Consider the following 17,096-nt stretch of genomic DNA (forward strand, 5'->3'; position numbering starts at 1 on the left):
GGCCAGGGACGCGGGCGCCGGTTACCCGGCGACGATCCGTCGCCGGGTAACCGGCCCGCCGCCTTGCCGGCGGCGTACGGATGGGCGACAGTGCTCGGGTGACCCGCAGCCGGACCCGTACCACCGTTCTGGTCGCCGCGGCGCTGGTCGCGGTGCTCGCCGCACTCGGGGTACGGGCGGTGCTGGGCCGTTCCGCCGCCCCGCACGGCCCCCGGGCCGCGACGCGCCCGACGCCGCCCGCCGGCACGTCCCCGGCGCCCCGCACGCTGACCGTGCTGGGCGCCGGGGACGTGCTGCTGCACCCTCCACTGTGGGAGCAGGCGGCGGCGGACGCGCGGGCCCAGGGGCGGTCCGGCTACGACTTCGCACCGGTGTTCGCCGACGTCAAGCCCGACGTGTCAGCCGCCGACCTGGCGGTCTGCCACCTGGAGACGCCGGTGGGCGCGCCCGGTGGGCCGTTCTCCGGGTACCCGGCGTTCAACGTGCCGCCACAGGTCACCGCCGCCATCAAGGACGCCGGGTTCGACACCTGTTCGACCGCGTCCAACCACACCCTCGACGCCGGGGCGGAGGGCGTGTTCCGCACCGTGGACGCACTGGACGCCGCCGGGCTGCGCCACGCCGGCAGCTACCGGGACGCCGCGGCACAGCAGACCCCGAACATCGTGCCGGTACATGGCGTGGGGGTGGCGCAACTGTCGTACACCTTCGGCTTCAACGGCCTGGACCGCCCGGCGGGGCAGGAGTGGATCGCCAACCTCATCGACCCGGAAGCGATCATCGCGGAGGCGCGGCGGGCGCGGGCGGCCGGCGCGCAGATCGTCGTGGTGTCGCTGCACTGGGGTACCGAGTACCAGGTGGACGCCGATGCCGACCAGCAGCGCTGGGCCCGGCAACTGCTCGCCGCGCCGGAGATCGACCTGATCCTCGGCTGCCACGCGCACGTGGTACAGCCGTTCGAGCAGATCGACGGGGAGTGGGTGGCGTACGGGATGGGCAACGAGGTGGCCCGCCACGAGGATCCGATCGACGCCAGCCGGGAGGGCGTGATGCCCCGGTTCACCTTCACCGAGGCCACTCCGGGCCACTGGCGGGTGACCAGGGCGGAGGCGCTGCCGACCTGGGTCGAACTCACGCCGAAGATCCACATTGTGGAGTTGGCGCGGGTCCTGGCCGATCCGGCCACCCCGGCCCCGCAGCGCGCCGTCTACCAGGCCGCCTACGACCGGATCAGTCGGTCGCTGCGCAGCCGGGGCGCCGACGTCGCCGGCCTGGCCGTGGCGCCGGTGTCCGCCCCGGGGTCCACCGGCCCCCGGTGAGCGCCCCGCTGCCCGGCGACCCCCGGTGAGGGTTCCACCCTCCGGCGGTCCACGGTGGCCTCGGTTTCCGGCTGCCGGCTGCCGGCCAGCCGGCGGGCCCCCGGGGCCGGCCGGCACCGACCGTACCGGAGGTGGTCAATGTGCGGACGGGGCGACCGGCCCGGAGGGTCCGGCCCGGCGCGCGGCGTCGGCGGCCAGCGCGCCGTCCAGGCCGGTCTGGCGCAGTTGGGCGGCCACCATGCCGGTGGCGTTGCGGACGGCGAAGCCCACGTGCCGCCGGTACGCCGCGTTGCGGCCGGCGGCCAGCGCGCCGATCCCGGTCGAGTCGATGAACGTCACGTGCCGCAGGTCGACCATGATCTGGGCCGGCATGAGCCGGGTGGCGGTGTCGACGAGGATGTCGCGCAGCCGGGTGGAACTCTGGACGTCGATCTCACCGCGGATTTCGACCAGGACACTGCCGTCGGGAGCCCGGCGGGTGTAGATCATCGCATCTATCATACGTTTGTTCGTCTTCCTCCCGCTGCGTCCGGCGGCATCCACCGTACGCCCTATCCGCGATCCAAACGAACGGACAGGGGCGTTATACGTTCCGCTAAGTGAGCGTTACCTAGTGCAGTGACGATTTGAGTGGGTACCGTTCCCCCATGGACCTGACCTGGTCGACATACGAGGCCCACGGAGCCCCCGTCCTCGCGCTGGCCGGCGGATTGTGCGAGGACACGGTGCTGTCGGTGGAGCCCGAGGTGGCTCGCCTCCTGGCCGGCGACCGGCCAGCCCTGGTGATCGACCTCAGCGAGGTCGCGGCGTGCGACTCGGCCGGGTTGTCGATGCTCGACGCGTGCGACCGGGCGTCGACGGTGGCCGGGGTGGAGCTGCGGTTCGCCGCGCCGCGAGAACCGATCTTCCAAGCGATGCACGGACGCGGGCTGACCTCGCGGTTGCGGGTCTTCGGCAGCCTCGACGGCGCGAGCCGCGGCGACCCGCTCGACCGGCGGTAGCCGACCTCCGGGCCCGGGTGGCAAACCTGCTCGACCGGCGGTAGCCGGCCTCCGGGCGCGGAGCGCCCGCCACCCGGATCCGGCGGGCGCCCGCCACCGTTACTCCACCGTTCGGCTATCGACCGTTAGCCGGTCGCCTGACTAAGATCGCCGAACTATGGACATCGCAGTCCCCACGAAGCAGCCCGAACTGCGCATCAAGATCGAAGAGGTCGGCTCCGGCGAGGTCGTCTTGGCCGTCAACGGCGAGCTCGACTGCGCGACCGCCGACCAGTTGCGGACGGCGATCACCGCCCTGCTCAACCGGGGCGGTCTCACCGCGATCGGGCTCGACCTTCGCGGCCTGAGCTTCGTCGACTCCACCGGCATCGGCACCCTCGTGGTCGCCCAGCGCATCAGCCACCAGGTCGGTGTGCGGTTACGACTGACCGCTGTCAGCGCCTTCGCCGCCCGGATCCTCGGCATCCTGGGCCTCGACGTCACGCTCGGCCTGCCCACCGCCCGCGCCGACACCACCGCCCTGGTCAGCGCCGACTGACCCACCCAGCGGGTAGCCGGCACCGACCTCGTCGGGCGGGCGGCGCCGCCGCCGGTGCACGTTCCCGCCATCCTGTCCCGACCGGTTGACCTGGACCGCGCTCCAGCACCTAGCGTCCGTGGCATGAACGGTCACCCGATCACAGGCATACATGTCAGTACCTTCGGCGCCGCCAGCACCGCCGACGATGTTCTCGCCGGCGCCGACCTCAGCGACCGGACCGTGGTGGTCACCGGCGGCTACTCCGGCCTGGGCCTCGCGGCCACCCGCGCACTCGCCCGCGCCGGAGCGCGGGTCGTCGTGCCGGCCCGCCGGCCCGAGCCGGCGCAGCGGGCCCTCGCCGGCGTGGAGAGGGTCGAGGTCGACCGGCTCGACCTCGCCGACCAGGGCTCCGTCCGGGTGTTCGCCGAGCGGTTCCTGCACAGCCACCCCACCCTCGACATCCTGATCGCCAACGCCGGGATCATGGCCTGCCCGGAAACGCGGGTGGGACCCGGCTGGGAGGCGCAGTTCGCCACCAACCACCTCGGCCACTACGCGCTGACCCACCTGCTGTGGCCCGCCCTCACGGCCGCCGGTACGGCCCGCGTCGTCTCGGTCTCCTCCGGGTACGACCCGTCCTGGCGTATCCGATGGGACGACGTGCAGTTTTCCCGGGGCTACGACCGGTGGGCCGCGTATGCCCAGTCCAAGCTCGCGAACATCCTGTTCGCCCGCCATCTCGACCGACTCGGACGCGCGCACGGGGTCCGGGCCTTCTCCGTCAACCCGGGCTGGATCCGCACCGCCCTGCAACGGCACCTCACGGTCGACGAGATGGTCGCCGCCGGCTGGGTCGACGCCGACGGCAATCCGGTGCCGGGGCTGTTCAAGAGCCCGGAGCAGGGCGCGGCGACCCTGGTCTGGGCCGCCGCCTCACCCCAGCTCGACGGGCGGGGCGGCGAGTACTGCGCCGACTGCCGCATCTGCGACGACGGACCGGCAGAAGGCGGTGCGGCCGCCCACCTCTGGGCCCTCTCCGCCGACCTGACCGGCCTCGACCTCATCCGGTAAGTACCCCGGCAACCGCTTGACGACCGCCGTCGATCGGTTCGGCGCGAGCAGATCACGACGCGGCCCGGCGCCAACGATCGGAACATCCGCGTGATCCTGCGTGGAGCCCAAACAAGCCACGCCCCGTGCGGCTGTGCGGCCTTCGTCGAGCCGAAGACGGCCCGACGGAGACCACCCGCAGCCGACCCGCGGCGAGGACGCCGGAGGTCGATGGCGAACAGACGTGCGAACCGGTGGGCACCGGTGCACGTTGGTGGGATTTGTGTCAAGAATCGTGCTGTTCACCGGGTCCGCATCCGGCAACAATTTCCCCGCCAGCCACCGGTACGGTAAAAAACTTTCGGGACACCTTGCCGGCGGAGTCATCGGTATGCATCAATGGATCTCTCTTCCCCGCCCCGGAGGTCAGATGCCCACCCCCCTGTCCCGCCGCGCGGTCCTGCGCGGTGCAGTCGCCCTCGGCGCCGCATCCGCGGCGCCACTCGCCGCCCGGCCGGCTCTCGCCGTACCGCCGGATCCGGCACTGACACCCCCGTCAGCGTCGACCCCGACAGCCCCGACGACGCTCGCGGCGGTGGACCAGCCCACCATCGCCAGTTGCGCCGCCTGGGGCGCCCGGCCGCCGACGAACATCACGGTACTCCAGAACCGCCCCAACAAGATCATCATTCACCACACGGCGTTCCCGAACACCACCGACTACAGCCAGGCGCGGGCGTTCGCCAACGCCCGGGAGATCCAGAACCTGCACATGGACACCAACGGGTGGGGCGACTCCGGGCAGCACTTCACCAACAGCCGCGGCGGCTATCTGACCGAAGGCCGCCACGGCAGCCTGTACGCGCTACTGCACGGCCAGACCATGGTCCAGGGTGCGCACTGCGTCGGCCAGAACAACCAGGCCATCGGTATCGAGAACGACGGCACCTACCTCGACGTGCAGCCGCCGGCCGCGCTGTGGAACAGCCTGATCGCGTTCTGCGCGTTCACCTGCCAGCAGTACGGCATCCCAGCCACCGAGATCTACGGCCACAAGGACTTCAACAACACCCAGTGCCCGGGACTGCTCCACGACCGGCTACCCGAACTGCGGGCGGCGGTGGCGGCCCGCCTCGGCTGACCCGGCCGACCCAGTGCCCCCGGCCGACCCGGCGGCGCTCATGATCCGCGCAATGTCGCGGACATTGCTGTTATCCGCCGACGGTGTAGCAGCAATGTTTGCGACATTGCGCGGATCATGAGCAAGGGCTACTGCGCGAAGGTACGGGCCGGGCGGCCGGTCACCTGCGGTGCCATGGGTGGCGGTTCGACCTGGGTCAGATCCGGTTACCTGGCCTGCTCCGGGTCGGGCGCACCCCCGCCGTCATCCTGGAAGCCGTGCGGGCGCTCGCCCCGGTCCAGCCCGCCGACCATCCCGCGTCGAGGGGGCAGACGTAACAGCCGAAGGACGACGTGGTCCCGGACCAAGGTGGACGGTCCGGAGCGGCTGTAGGCGGGTACGTTGGCTGATCGCCTGATCGCCTGATCGACGGCTCGCGGACGCGGGGACTGCTGGCCGGTCACCTGCGCGACGGCGACCTCGTCAGCCGCCGCCTCGCCGGTACGGGGCGGCCCCCGCGACGATCCGTCAGGACAACGGGTGACCGGTGGTGCTGTCGACGTGGGCCGGAAGGTCGCCCTCATGATGGTCTCCCGTCGACGACGTGCCCGACGGCTCGAACATGAGGATCTCCCCACCCGGCGACGACGGCTTGTGCTCGGTGCCCCTCGGCACCACGAACGTGTCACCCTTGTGCAACACCACCGTGGTCTCCACGCCGTCGGCGTCACGCAGCGCGACGTCGAACCGGCCGTCGAGGACCAGGAAGAACTCGTCGGTGTCCTCGTGGACGTGCCAGATGTGCTCGCCCCTGGTGTGGGCGATCCGCACGTCGTAGTCGTTCACCCGGGCCACGATCCGGGGGCTGTAGACGTCGTCGAAGGACGCCAGCGCGTCGGTCACATTGACGGGATCGGTATCCATGCCACCGATCCTGGTCGGCCCGGTGGCACCGGACCAGGGGCCGGGGTTGACCAGTCCACGGCGGGGTAGCCGATGGGGCGATCCGGTCGACGTACGGCACCACCCGACCGAAGGGAGCGCCCACGATGAGCGTACGCCTGGTCACCCCCGACACCGCCGAGACGATCGCCGTCGGGCCGCTGCACATCCGGGTCCTGGAGGACGGCAGCCACACCGGCCACCGGCTCGGTCTCGTCGAGGTGTCCCTCGCCCCCGGCAGCCCCGGGCCGCCGCAGCACGTCCACCGCGAGCACGACGAGACGTTCTTCGTGCTGTCGGGGACGGTACGGTTCATCTCCGGTACCGACCACCTGGACGTACCCGGCGGCGACCTGGTCACCGCGCCGATCGGCACCCCGCACACGTTCGCCAACCCCGACCGGGACCGGCCGGCCACGATGCTGTGTACGGTCACGCCGGACCGGTACGTCAACTACTTCCGGGAGCTGGGAGAGCTGGCCAGGGGCGGCGAAGGGGCCGATCCGCTGGCGATTCTGGACGTGATGAGCCGCTACGCCACCGAGCCGTACCGGCCCTGACCCGCGATCCCCGGGACGCCCGGAGACCGCGGTCAGGCCAGCGCCCGCTCGTAGCAGACCGAGACCTGCGAGCCGACGTAGCTGCCGAACAGCGGGATGCTGCGGTAGCCCTCCCGCTCGTAGAAGCGGATCGCCTCGGGCTGGGCGGTACCGGTCTCCAGCCGGAGGGTCGACCAGCCCCGGACGAGCGCGGCCCGCTCCAGCGCGCGCAGGATGTCGGTGGCCACCCCGGTGCCTCGCGCGCCCGGCACGACGTACATCCGCTTGATCTCCGCGACCGACGCACCGAGCCGGCGCAGAGCACCGCAGCCGAGCGCGCTGCCATCAGCCCGATGGACCGCGACGAGGAACACGTCGATGTCTGCGGCCGACGGAGGTATCCCCGGCTCGTGGTCGTCACAGCCGTAGCGCTCGTCCAGCTCGGCGCGCTGGGCCGCACGCAGCGCCGTACCCGTCGGGTCGTCCCAGGGGCGCTCCTCGATCAACCAGTCCGCCATGCTCGCCTCCCCGCTCATAACATCCGTTACGATAACGGATGTTACAGTAACGAGCGTTACGAACCGGTGAACCGACCTCCGGGAGCGGCCCATGTCACGTACGGCCAACCGCCCCGCCCAGGAACAGCTACTCTCCCGGGCGGTCTGGGAGGTGCTCGCGGAGCAGGGACTCGACCGGCTCACCATCCGCGCCGTGGCGGCCGCCGCCGGCTGCACCACCGGCCTGGTCATGCACCGCTTCCCCAACCGGCGGGCGCTGCTGCTGCACGCCCGACAGTTGCTGCACGAGCGCACCCGGCAGCGGATGGAGACCCGCGAGGCGTCCGCCACCGACCCGCGCGCCGCGCTGCGGGCGGTACTCGCCCAGAGCCTCGCCCTCGATCCCGACAGCCGCACCCACGCCGTGGTCTGGCTCGGGTTCCTCGCCGCGGCCGTCAGCGACCCCGAACTCGCCGCGGCCCACCGCACCCACAACCACGCCTGGCGCGACCGCGTGATCCGACTCGTCACGGGCGCCGCGCCCGACTGGCCCTCGGCGCGGGTGGCGACCAGCGCGACCGCCCTGGTCGCCATGGTCGAGGGTGCGGCCGTCCTCGCCGTGGCCGATCCGGACGGCTACCCGCCCGACGCGCAGCGCGCCGCGCTCGACGCCACGCTGACCGCGTACGGCCTCGGCTGAGCCCGGGGGCGAGCACGGCCCCTCGGCCCGACATCGACCCGGGTGATGCGTCCTACCGGGTTCAGGGGCGGCGCCTCCCGGTCGCGCCGGCTCAGTCCACGGTGTCCCCACCCAGGATCCGCCGCATCCGCCCGACCGGCAGGGCCGGGTTGGCCGCGGCGTCCTCGGCCAGCTCGGGATCATTGAGCAGCACGACGATCCGCGGTACCGGCAGGCGCGGACAGCTCGCCATCGCCTGACGCACCACGGCGTCCGGGTCGGCGCTGAGCCGGTCGACGAGCGTCGGGTCGGCGTACGGATCGAGGGCGACCAACCGCCGTACCGCCGGATCGGGGTCATCGGCGAAGCGGGCCAGCCCCTCGGTGGGGAACTGCGGCAGCTCGCTCAGCTGGTCCCGACCGCACCGGTCGCACGAGCGGTACTCGAGATAGCAGCGCAGCAGCAGCGCCGGTGGCGCGGCCGGATGGTGCTGGGCGAGCAGGACCCGTACCCCGAGATCGGGATCGTCGGCGAGCAGCGCGACCAGTTCCGCCGGCAACCGGGGATCGCGGGCCGCCCGGCGGCGCAGCAGCGGGTTGACCGAACGGGCCCACCGGATCGAATCGACCAGCTCCGGCAGGGAGCCGTAGGGGTACCGGCCGGAGCACGGGACGTCCGCATGGCCGAAGTGCCCGTCGCCCGGCACCGTCGTCACGTCGATGTCGATACCCGCGCGCTGCCACTCAGCGAGACCGGGGTGGACGGAGACCGCGGTGCGCACCTCGACCGCCGGGTCGGCGGCGAGCCGGGCGAGCTGGTCATCGGTCAGGTCGACGCGCCCGGCGAGTCCCCCGCGGACCGCCGGGTCGGCGTGGCGCAGCAGCGTGTCGACCACGTCCGGCGGGGTGGTCGGGTTGCCACCGAGCACACCGAGCGCCGCCACGTCACCGCCGGCCAGGACCTTGTCGACCAGCGCCCGGGACAGCGGACGCTGGAGCACCTGCCAGTAGGCGTGGCCCTGCTGGTCCGGTAGGTCGGCCGGCTTCATCACCCGCTGCCGGTACGCGACGTGCGCGGCCACCGCCTGCCGAACCTCGGGCGCCTCGTCGTCGAGCAGCGCCCGGCGGGCCGGCTCGTCCAGCACGTCCAGGAAGCCGGCGGCGTACCCGCGTACCCCCGGGCGGGGGTGCGCGGCGGCCAGCCCGATCAGGTGCCGGTCGTACCGCATCGCGTGGAACAACTCGCTGAGCAGCTCGACGCGGTTGAACAGCGTGCCGGGAGGCGGGTCGTCGAGCTCCGCCAGCAGCCGCACCAGCACGGCGTCGGGGACCGGTCGCTGGCCGGGACGGCCGAACGCCCACATCCGCACCAGGTAGTCCGGGTCCGCCAGCAGCACGGCCCGGGTTTCCGGGTCGAGCCGAACATGGGTGGCCAACGCGCCCCGGATCCGGGGCGACGGATGGCGCAGCATCGCGTCCCGCAGTGGCGGCGGGATGTCACGGCGGCGCCGCAGCCCGTCCCGGACCTGCTCCGGGTATTCCGCCACGAGCCGGAGCAGGACGTCGATCGGCGACGCCGGGTTTCTCGCCAGCCCTCTCAGCAGCGGTGCGGGCGAAATCCGTTCATCGAGCTGGGCCTCACTCTTCACCGGCCGGAGCGTAGGACGGTCGCGCCACCCCACGCGCCCGCCGGACACCGCGCCACCCCACCCGCCCGCCGGACACACGGCCTGCCCGGCGCGCCGCCACCCCGCCCACCTGCGCCACTCAACGCCGCTCCAAGATCCGCGCAATGTCGCGAACATTGCTGCTACCTCACGCGGGATAGCAGCAATGTCGGCGACATTGCGCGGATCTTGGGCGCGCGACCCACCCCCACGCCCGGCGACCCAGCGCCCGGCGACCCAGCGCCCGGCGGTCCACCCCGCGCCCGGCGGTCCACCCCACGCACAGCGGCCGTCCACCGGCGCCGGAGTCGGGCTTGACTTAACCGCTTAAGTTCGCCACCATCGGGGGCAATTTCATCGACGCACATCGTTATATGAGGAGAACGTAATGAGATCGAGGAGATCCCGATGAGATCCCGCGCCGCCCTGGTGGCAACCGCGGCGGCCGGCCTGGTGGTGGCGGGCAGCGCCGCGGCGGTGACCACCGCGTCCGCCGCCAGCAGCGGCTGTTCCGTGAAGTACACAGTGGTCAGCCAGTGGCAGGGCGGTTTCCAGGGCGACGTCTCGTTCACCAACCTGGGCGGCCCGTTAAGTTCCTGGAAGCTGGAGTTCGCCTTCCCCGCCGCCGGCCAGAGCGTCACCCAGGGTTGGAACGCGACCTGGTCGCAGTCCGGCACGCGGGTCACCGCGTCGAACGTGAGCTGGAACGGCAGCGTGGCCACGAACGCCTCGGTGTCCGTCGGCTTCATCGGCTCGTGGAGCGGCAGCAACCCGGTACCCACCGCGTTCAGCGTCAACGGCGTGACCTGTACGGGCTCGGTGACGCCTCCGACCGGTAGCCCGACCACGGCACCACCGACGACCGCGCCGCCGACCACCACCCCGCCCACCAGTCCACCGCCCGGCGGCACCGCGCCAGCGTTGCGCGTGTCCGGCAACAAGCTGGTGACGGCGAACGGGGCGGCCTACCGGCTACTCGGAGTGAACCGGTCAAGTGGTGAATTCGCGTGCGTACAGGGCAAGGGGATGTGGGACAGCGGCCCGGTGGACCAAGCCTCAGTCAACGCGATGAAGTCCTGGAACATCCGCGCGGTGCGGGTCCCACTGAACGAGGACTGCTGGCTGGGCACCTTCGGCTCACCGAGCGGCACGCAGTACCAGCAGGCGGTCAAGGACTACGTGAACCTGCTGGTGTCCAACGGCATCAACCCCATCCTCGACCTGCACTGGACCCACGGGCAGTACACCGGCAACATCTCGGCCTGCGCAGACGTCAACGCGACCTGCCAGAAGCCGATGCCCAGCAGGGAGTACACGCCGAAGTTCTGGACTAGCGTGGCCAACACGTTCAAGGGCAACAACGCGGTCCTGTTCGACCTGTTCAACGAGCCGTACCCGGACGCGTCCAACAACTGGTCGGACATGACCGCCGCGTGGAAGTGCCTACGCGACGGCGGCACCTGTACCGGCATCAGCTACGAGGTCGCCGGGATGCAGGACCTGGTCGACGCGGTCCGCGCGACGGGCGCCGGCAACGTACTCCTGGTCCCCGGCCTGACCTGGACCAACGACCTGAGCCAGTGGCTGACGTACAAGCCGAAAGACCCCCTCAACAACGTGGTGGCCTCGTGGCACTCGTACAACTTCAACGCGTGCGTCACCCCGTCCTGCTGGGACAGCCAGATCGCCACGGTCGCCGCGCAGGTACCGGTACACGCCGGTGAGATCGGCCAGGACACCTGCGCGCACGACTACATCGACCAGCTCATGACCTGGCTCGACCAGCACCGTCTCGGCTACACCGCCTGGACCTGGAACCCGTGGGGATGCAGCGGCGGCAACGTCCTCATCGAGGACTACAACGGCACCCCGACCAACTCCTACGGCCAGGGCTACCGGGCGCACCTGCTCTCCGTGACCCCGTAACCGCATCCATCGACACCTCGGCCGGCCCGCCACCGTAGCCCCGGCACGGGCCGGCCGAGGTTCATCGACGCACGGAGGAACCGACCATGCCGCGAAGACCCGCCCTGTACACCGTCCTCGCCGCGCTCACGGTGACGCTGGTGTTCATCATGACCGCGCTGGCCAGGCCCGCGCTCTCGGCCGCTGCCGCACCGGTGAGGATCATGCCGCTCGGCGACTCCATCACCGCCGGGCCGGGGTGCTGGCGCGCCCTGCTCTGGAACCGCCTGCAGACCACCGGATACACCAACATCGACTTCGTCGGCAGCGTCCCCGACGGCGGCTGCAACTACGGGTTCTCGTACGACGGTGACAACGAGGGCCACGGCGGCTACTCCGCCACCGGCATCGCCGACCAGAACCAACTGCCGCCGTGGCTGAACGCGGCCAAACCCGACATCGTGCTCATGCACCTGGGCACGAACGACCTGTGGGGCGGCACCATCCCCACCGACACGATTCTGGCCGCGTACACGAAGATGGTCGGCCAGATGCGGGCCAACAACCCCGACATGAAAATCATCGTTGCGCAGATCATCCCGATGGCCTGCAACCCGTGCGCCTCCGGCGTGGTGGCGCTCAACAACGCGATCCCGGGCTGGGCCGCCGGGCTCACCACCGCCCGGTCGCCGATCGTCGTGGTGGACCAGTGGACCGGCTTCAACACGGCCACCGACACCGGCGACGGGGTACACCCGAACGACGCCGGCTTCCGGAAGATGGCCGACCGGTGGTACCCGGCGCTCGCGCGGGTCCTCGACGGCGTGGTCCCACCGCCGCCGACGTCGAGCCCGACTCCCACGTCCCGCCCTACGCCCACGTCGAGCCCCACTCCCACGTCCCGCCCTACGCCCACGTCGTCGCCGTCCACGACCCCACCGCCCAGCGGTACCGGGTGCGTCGCGGCCTACCGGGTGATCTCCCAGTGGGCCGGCGCCTTCCAGGGCGAGGTCACGGTGAAGAACGCCTCGACCAGCCCCTCGTCGAGGTGGACGGCCACGTTCACATACGCCAACGGCCAGCAGGTCAGCCAGGTGTGGAACGTGACGCTCACCCAGAACGCCGCGACCGTCACCGCCCGCAGTACGACCTACAACGGCAGCCTGGCGCCCGGCGCGTCCACGACGTTCGGCTTCCTCGCGTCCTGGAACAACGTCACCAACGAGGTACCCCCGGTGAGCTGCACGCTCACCTGAACGGGAACGGACGGGGCGGACCCGTGTCGGGTCCGCCCCGGCATGTCAGACGCGGCCGGCTCGACCGGCGGTACCGCCGTGGCGGGATTGTCCCGACGCGCCGACCCGCATGACGAAGCCGGCGATGACCAGGGCATGGCCTGAGCACTCCCACGCCTGCCACCGGGCCGTCCCCACCCGTATCGGCGGCATCAGCGTTGCCGGGGTCGTGAATCACCACGGACGGCGGGCGGCGCCGGGACCGGGGCGGGTCGGGGGCGGCGGGCCGGGCACCGCCGTTACCGGGTACCGGGCAGCCAGACGACGAACCGCATGCGCAGGTCGCCGGCGGGTACGCCGGGCAGGTCCGCGGCGGCCTGGACGAAGTGGGCCGACATGAGCAGCGACAGGCAGACCGGCGCCCGGTCGTACTCGGCCGCGAGCTGACCCCGGCGGGTCGGGCACGGCCAGGCGTACCCGCAGCCCACGCAGATCCACTGTGGCCGTATCGGCGAGTGCAGCGCGGTCACCGGAACCGCCTGACCCGTTGTGGGTGCAGCCGCTCGGCCAGCGCCACGATGGCCAGGCACGGGTACGCGTCCCGGCAGGTCACGCAGGTGAGCTGGACCGCGCAGCCCCACCAGGTGACGGTGGGACTGTGCGCGGCCCGTATCCGGGCCACGGCTTCCGGGTCCATGGCAACTCCCCTCTGAGTGGTGAGGGCACGACGGCCGGGGCCTTTAGCTCATCCGACCGCCGCACCCCGTACTCACCGCGCGGTGCTGGATTCCAGCCAACCGGTCGGAGGCGCCGCTCTCCATTGCGAGAACTGCGCGGATCTGATGCATCCCTGTTGCGTTGCATCACGGGACCTGGCTGAATGAATCCGTCACGCTGGCATGGCGAGGGGGAATACATCACGCCGCTCCGGCGGTACCGCCTGGCCCAGCGGCGCAAGGCCGTGGGGTTGAGCCAGGAGCGGTTGGCCGACGTCGTGGGTGTCGACCGCTCAACCGTCGTTCGGTGGGAACGGGCCGATACCGATCCGCAGCCGTGGCATCGGCCTCGCCTCGCTGCTGCTCTGAAGCTCTCAGTCGAGGAACTTGCCGAGCTGCTGGCCGACGTGGGTGAATCGGCGTCCCGGCCAAACGAACGCCTCCACTATGTCCTCATGCACCCCACCAGGGTTGATCTCGTTTCCGTCGCCTACCTACGGGAGCAGGTGGAACGCCTCGATGAGCAGTACGAGCATGTTCCGTCCACCCTGCTACTCGCGGAGGCCGGTCAACTCCACGGGCAAGCCGTCTTCCTGTGGGAACATGCCACCGCCGCCCGGGTAAAGCGCGAACTCACGGCGGCGGTCACCGAGTCTGCGACTCTGATGGGCCAACTCGTCTGGGACGCGTCCCATCGACGCGACCACACCGTTGCGGCCAGCTACTTCGACCAGGCGATCACCGCCGCCCGGCAGATCCGCAACACCGTGGCCGAGGCCAACGCAGAACTGCGCAAGAGCTACCTTGCCCTGTACGGAACGGGCAACCCTGCCGCTGGCCTGGCACGCGCCCGCCGTGCAGCCGTCACCAGTCAACACGACAGTCACGTCATCGCCGGCCTCGCTCTGCTCCACGTCGGGGAGGCGTACGCCATGCTCGGCGAGGCTCGGAGCTGTGGTGAAGCGCTTGCGGCCGCAGAGACGCACTTCGGCCGGGTTCGGCCGGATGATCCGGCGACTGCCTTATTCTGCCCGAGTCAGCACGGGCGGCTCGTCGGGTCGTGCTGGCTGTCCCTCGGCAGACCGGACAAGGCCGAACTGGTTCTCGACGCGACCCGGCAGCTTCCCCAGTCACGACGGAAGGCAACCGCCATCGTGCTCGGCAACCTGGCGCTGGCGAGCATCCGGCAGCGCGACATCGACAGCGCGACCGCCCGCCTCCATGAAGCAATCGACGTGGTCGAGCAGACGCGCGGAGGAGGCGGCCTCAACATCGTGTTCACCGCTGCCCGGGAGCTGCGGCCCTGGCGCAACGAACCGACGGTACTGGAGGTCAACGATAGGCTTCTGACGTTGATGACTGCCGCGTAGGAGCCCGCCATGCCGGACACCAAGATCGACAAGGCCAAGCAGGCAGCCCGCGAGCATGTCTGGACTGCCCTGGAACGCGAGGGCGCCGCACCACCCGGGGTTCTCGGGCACATCCCGGACTTTGAGGGAGCTGACCAGGCAGCCGCCCGGCTCGCTGACCTGGGTCCGTGGCGAGCGGCGTCGGTCATCAAATCCAATCCGGACAAAGCCCAGTTGCCGGTACGCGTCAATGCCCTCCGCGAGGGCAAGCTGCTCTACATGGCGGCGCCAAGGCTCGCCACCCCGAAGCCGTTCTACCTGCTCGATGCGGCTGAACTGTCTGAACCGTTCGAGAGGGCCGCGACCGGTGCCGGCGCGGCCGGCGCTGCACTGACCATCGGGGTAGACGAGATGCGCCCGGTTGGCCTCATCGTCTGCGGCAGCGTGGCCGTCAATCGCGGCGGCGTACGGGTCGGCAAGGGCGCCGGGTACTCGGACATCGAAGTTGCGCTGCTCACCGAGGCTGGACTGATCGGACCGGACACGACGATCGTGACCACCGTGCATCAGCTTCAGGTCATTGACGATGACCTACCGGAAACCGAACACGACTTCAGCGTCGACGTGATCGTGACACCCGACGAGGTGATCGAGTGCGGCCCCGCGCGACGGCCCGCCGGGATCGTCATGGAACATCTGACGGCCGGGATGGTACGGGAAATCCCCGTTCTCGGCCGACTCGTGCACGTCCGTGGCACTACGCCGTCGACATAGATCGGACGAGACACCCAACGGAGCGTCATCGGACGGAGGGTCGGCGGCGGCATCGGTCGCCACCGTGCGCCGGCAGGTTGCGTCACTCGAGGCACTCGTCGCGGCCGGCGCTTCGCGCGGTCGTGGTCCCGGTCGGCAACCACAGCAGGAGCGCCGCTCCGAGCAGTACGCCGAGGTTGGCGCCCACCACTCCCAGCCCGGTGTGATGGCCCGTGAACAACCAGATCACCCGGCTGCACAGCAGACCGAAGGCCGCCATGGCCGCACCGGCCGGCAGTAGCCGGCGAGACGACAGTAGCCGGCGAGACGACAGTTGGCGGGACAGTAACAACCGGCGGGACGGCAGTCGGTGACGAGGCGGCCGGTTGTCCCGGTCGGCCTGCACCGCGGCGTTGGCCAGCACCGCGATCGCCGGCAGCAGCCAGACCAGGTGATGCAGCCAGGTGATCGGGCTGACCAGGCAGGCCGCCGTGCCGGTGAGCGCGAGCCCGGCCACGTGGTCACCGGCGGCGGCCGCCCGTCCGGCGCGCCACATCCACAACGCCAGGACGCAGGCGGCGAGCGCGAGCCACACCGCCGTACCCCGGCCGGCCGGGTACAGGCGATGGACCAGCCCGGACAGGGACTGGTTGGAGACGAACGCGAGATCACCGATGCGCTGGGTCTGCCACAGCGCATCGTGCCAGTAGGCGGCCGACGTCTCGGGCGCGATGAGCCACGTCGATCCTGTCGCGGCCGCGCACGTCGTGGCCGCCACGGCGGCAGCGCGCCACTGGCGGGCGACGATCAGGTACAGGATGAAAATGGCCGGGGTCAGTTTGATCGCGGCGCACAGTCCGACGCACGCGCCCGCCAGCGGCGAGCGCCCGAGGAGAACCAGCAGATCCACCGCCACCAGGGCCAGCAGCAGGACGTTGATCTGTCCCAGAGTGAGGGTGTCCCGCCACGGCTCGAACGCCGTCAGCAGAATCATGCCGCCGGCCACCGTCCAGCCGTTGCGGATCGCCGGATCGAGCAGGCGGGCGAGCAGAAAGATGGTCGCCCCGAGCGAGCACGTCGCCAGCACGGCCGCGGCGACGGTCCACGGGACGGCCGCCATCGGGAGCATGACGAGCGCGGCGAACGGCGGGTACGTGAAGCCGTAGGCGCGCTGCTGGCCCTGGAGCAGGTATCCGTACAGGTCGCCGCCGTGCGCCCAGCGGGTGACCGCCCCGTGGTAGACCCTGAGGTCGAACTGCCCCTGCCAGCGCGCGGAGGCGACGACGAAGAGACCGACCCCGGCCGCGAGCACGGCCAGGACCAGCAGCCGCTTCGCGGTCGTTCCCTTCTCCGGCACGGCCGGTGTCGCCACGCGGGCGGTCGCACCATCCGGGCACGCGGGCACGGCCAGCACGTCGGATCGCGGCGAGGAGTTCGCCAGCGCGGTACCCACCGTCGTCGCCATGGGGCTCATCCCAATCCCGTCCCCGTCATCCGCAGACCTGCGCGGGGCGCTCAAACGATCCCGCCGGACGCTCAAACGATGATGTACAGCTCTTTTACGCAGAGAAACCGCATATTGGGCATCCGCGCCGTCACAATGTACGCGCCGGCCCCTCGGATTTCGCCGGTGTCGGCGGAGTCGCTCGGGCATGAACCACGACCTGAACGGCCTGGCCGATCGGCCGTTCGGCCCGCCACGCCACCCGGCCCCGGAGTGGTCAGCGAACTGGCCTTGTCTGCCGGATCAAGCCTGACCCACTGCCCCACCGAACCGCCGATCCACCGTCCGGAGTCGCCCCGGG

At 71.1% G+C, this 17,096-nt stretch carries 18 protein-coding genes; 11 read left to right on the top strand and 7 right to left on the bottom strand.

Going from position 1 to position 17,096, the window contains the following annotated elements; genetic code table 11:
* The first annotated feature begins 98 nt into the window (after nucleotides 1–98).
* Nucleotides 99–1,319, top strand: a complete 1,221-nt coding sequence (locus ACNTMW_RS03190; RefSeq protein ID WP_426631808.1) for a CapA family protein — start codon at nucleotides 99–101, stop codon at nucleotides 1,317–1,319.
* A gap of 135 nt (nucleotides 1,320–1,454) precedes the next feature.
* Here the strand turns inward: ACNTMW_RS03190 and ACNTMW_RS03195 are convergent, their stop codons facing one another.
* Complete coding sequence (locus ACNTMW_RS03195; protein ID WP_426631809.1) at nucleotides 1,455–1,808, bottom strand: STAS domain-containing protein; 354 nt, start codon at nucleotides 1,806–1,808, stop codon at nucleotides 1,455–1,457.
* A 158-nt stretch (nucleotides 1,809–1,966) separates the two neighbouring features.
* Here ACNTMW_RS03195 and ACNTMW_RS03200 point away from each other — a divergent pair, with 158 nt between their 5' ends.
* The 4 genes from ACNTMW_RS03200 to ACNTMW_RS03215 all read left to right on the top strand — a co-directional run bounded on the left by ACNTMW_RS03200 (nucleotide 1,967) and on the right by ACNTMW_RS03215 (nucleotide 5,031).
* Complete coding sequence (locus ACNTMW_RS03200; protein WP_426631810.1) at nucleotides 1,967–2,320, top strand: STAS domain-containing protein; 354 nt, start codon at nucleotides 1,967–1,969, stop codon at nucleotides 2,318–2,320.
* 157 nt (nucleotides 2,321–2,477) lie between these two features.
* A complete protein-coding gene (locus ACNTMW_RS03205) occupies nucleotides 2,478–2,858 on the top strand; it encodes an STAS domain-containing protein (RefSeq protein WP_426631811.1) in 381 nt (126 codons plus the stop codon).
* A 123-nt stretch (nucleotides 2,859–2,981) separates the two neighbouring features.
* Nucleotides 2,982–3,911, top strand: a complete 930-nt coding sequence (locus ACNTMW_RS03210) for an oxidoreductase (protein WP_426631812.1) — start codon at nucleotides 2,982–2,984, stop codon at nucleotides 3,909–3,911.
* A gap of 409 nt (nucleotides 3,912–4,320) precedes the next feature.
* A complete protein-coding gene (locus ACNTMW_RS03215) occupies nucleotides 4,321–5,031 on the top strand; it encodes a peptidoglycan recognition protein family protein (RefSeq protein ID WP_426631813.1) in 711 nt (236 codons plus the stop codon).
* A 507-nt stretch (nucleotides 5,032–5,538) separates the two neighbouring features.
* On the opposite strand, the gene ACNTMW_RS03220 is transcribed toward ACNTMW_RS03215, so the two are convergent.
* A complete protein-coding gene (locus ACNTMW_RS03220) occupies nucleotides 5,539–5,934 on the bottom strand; it encodes a cupin domain-containing protein (RefSeq protein WP_426631814.1) in 396 nt (131 codons plus the stop codon).
* A 125-nt stretch (nucleotides 5,935–6,059) separates the two neighbouring features.
* Between ACNTMW_RS03220 and ACNTMW_RS03225 the strand changes: the two genes are divergently transcribed.
* The gene (locus tag ACNTMW_RS03225; RefSeq protein ID WP_426631815.1) at nucleotides 6,060–6,512 is read left to right on the top strand and encodes a cupin domain-containing protein; all 453 of its coding nucleotides are present in this window, start codon (nucleotides 6,060–6,062) and stop codon (nucleotides 6,510–6,512) included.
* 32 nt (nucleotides 6,513–6,544) lie between these two features.
* Here ACNTMW_RS03225 and ACNTMW_RS03230 read toward each other — a convergent pair whose 3' ends face one another.
* Nucleotides 6,545–7,009 carry a GNAT family N-acetyltransferase gene (locus tag ACNTMW_RS03230; RefSeq protein ID WP_426631816.1) on the bottom strand — a complete coding sequence of 155 codons (465 nt, stop codon included), beginning with the start codon at nucleotides 7,007–7,009 and terminating at the stop codon, nucleotides 6,545–6,547.
* A gap of 91 nt (nucleotides 7,010–7,100) precedes the next feature.
* Between ACNTMW_RS03230 and ACNTMW_RS03235 the strand changes: the two genes are divergently transcribed.
* On the top strand, nucleotides 7,101–7,688 hold the full coding sequence (locus ACNTMW_RS03235) for a TetR/AcrR family transcriptional regulator (protein WP_426631817.1): 588 nt from the start codon (nucleotides 7,101–7,103) through the stop codon (nucleotides 7,686–7,688).
* 91 nt (nucleotides 7,689–7,779) lie between these two features.
* Here the strand turns inward: ACNTMW_RS03235 and ACNTMW_RS03240 are convergent, their stop codons facing one another.
* Nucleotides 7,780–9,315 carry a hypothetical protein gene (locus ACNTMW_RS03240; RefSeq protein ID WP_426631818.1) on the bottom strand — a complete coding sequence of 512 codons (1,536 nt, stop codon included), beginning with the start codon at nucleotides 9,313–9,315 and terminating at the stop codon, nucleotides 7,780–7,782.
* 426 nt (nucleotides 9,316–9,741) lie between these two features.
* Here ACNTMW_RS03240 and ACNTMW_RS03245 point away from each other — a divergent pair, with 426 nt between their 5' ends.
* Complete coding sequence (locus tag ACNTMW_RS03245) at nucleotides 9,742–11,259, top strand: cellulase family glycosylhydrolase (RefSeq protein WP_426631819.1); 1,518 nt, start codon at nucleotides 9,742–9,744, stop codon at nucleotides 11,257–11,259.
* Nucleotides 11,260–11,345: 86 nt separating this feature from the next.
* On the top strand, nucleotides 11,346–12,494 hold the full coding sequence (locus ACNTMW_RS03250) for a cellulose binding domain-containing protein (RefSeq protein WP_426631820.1): 1,149 nt from the start codon (nucleotides 11,346–11,348) through the stop codon (nucleotides 12,492–12,494).
* A 278-nt stretch (nucleotides 12,495–12,772) separates the two neighbouring features.
* On the opposite strand, the gene ACNTMW_RS03255 is transcribed toward ACNTMW_RS03250, so the two are convergent.
* Together ACNTMW_RS03255 and ACNTMW_RS03260 are read right to left on the bottom strand one after the other, a co-directional pair.
* The gene (locus ACNTMW_RS03255) at nucleotides 12,773–13,003 is read right to left on the bottom strand and encodes a flavin reductase (protein ID WP_426631821.1); all 231 of its coding nucleotides are present in this window, start codon (nucleotides 13,001–13,003) and stop codon (nucleotides 12,773–12,775) included.
* Nucleotides 13,000–13,170: a hypothetical protein gene (locus tag ACNTMW_RS03260; RefSeq protein ID WP_426631822.1), complete on the bottom strand. Its 171-nt coding sequence runs from the start codon at nucleotides 13,168–13,170 to the stop codon at nucleotides 13,000–13,002. Before ACNTMW_RS03260 ends, ACNTMW_RS03255 begins: the two co-directional genes overlap by 4 nt.
* A gap of 183 nt (nucleotides 13,171–13,353) precedes the next feature.
* On the opposite strand from ACNTMW_RS03260, the gene ACNTMW_RS03265 reads away from it, so the two are divergent.
* Complete coding sequence (locus ACNTMW_RS03265) at nucleotides 13,354–14,559, top strand: helix-turn-helix transcriptional regulator (RefSeq protein WP_426631823.1); 1,206 nt, start codon at nucleotides 13,354–13,356, stop codon at nucleotides 14,557–14,559.
* A 9-nt stretch (nucleotides 14,560–14,568) separates the two neighbouring features.
* The gene (locus tag ACNTMW_RS03270; protein WP_426631824.1) at nucleotides 14,569–15,312 is read left to right on the top strand and encodes a 5-formyltetrahydrofolate cyclo-ligase; all 744 of its coding nucleotides are present in this window, start codon (nucleotides 14,569–14,571) and stop codon (nucleotides 15,310–15,312) included.
* Between the two features lie 82 nt (nucleotides 15,313–15,394).
* Here the strand turns inward: ACNTMW_RS03270 and ACNTMW_RS03275 are convergent, their stop codons facing one another.
* Nucleotides 15,395–16,756: a glycosyltransferase 87 family protein gene (locus ACNTMW_RS03275; RefSeq protein ID WP_426631825.1), complete on the bottom strand. Its 1,362-nt coding sequence runs from the start codon at nucleotides 16,754–16,756 to the stop codon at nucleotides 15,395–15,397.
* Nucleotides 16,757–17,096: the final 340 nt, after the last annotated feature.

The sequence above is a fragment of the Planosporangium spinosum genome (assembly GCF_049999945.1).
GTDB lineage: Bacteria > Actinomycetota > Actinomycetes > Mycobacteriales > Micromonosporaceae > Planosporangium > Planosporangium spinosum.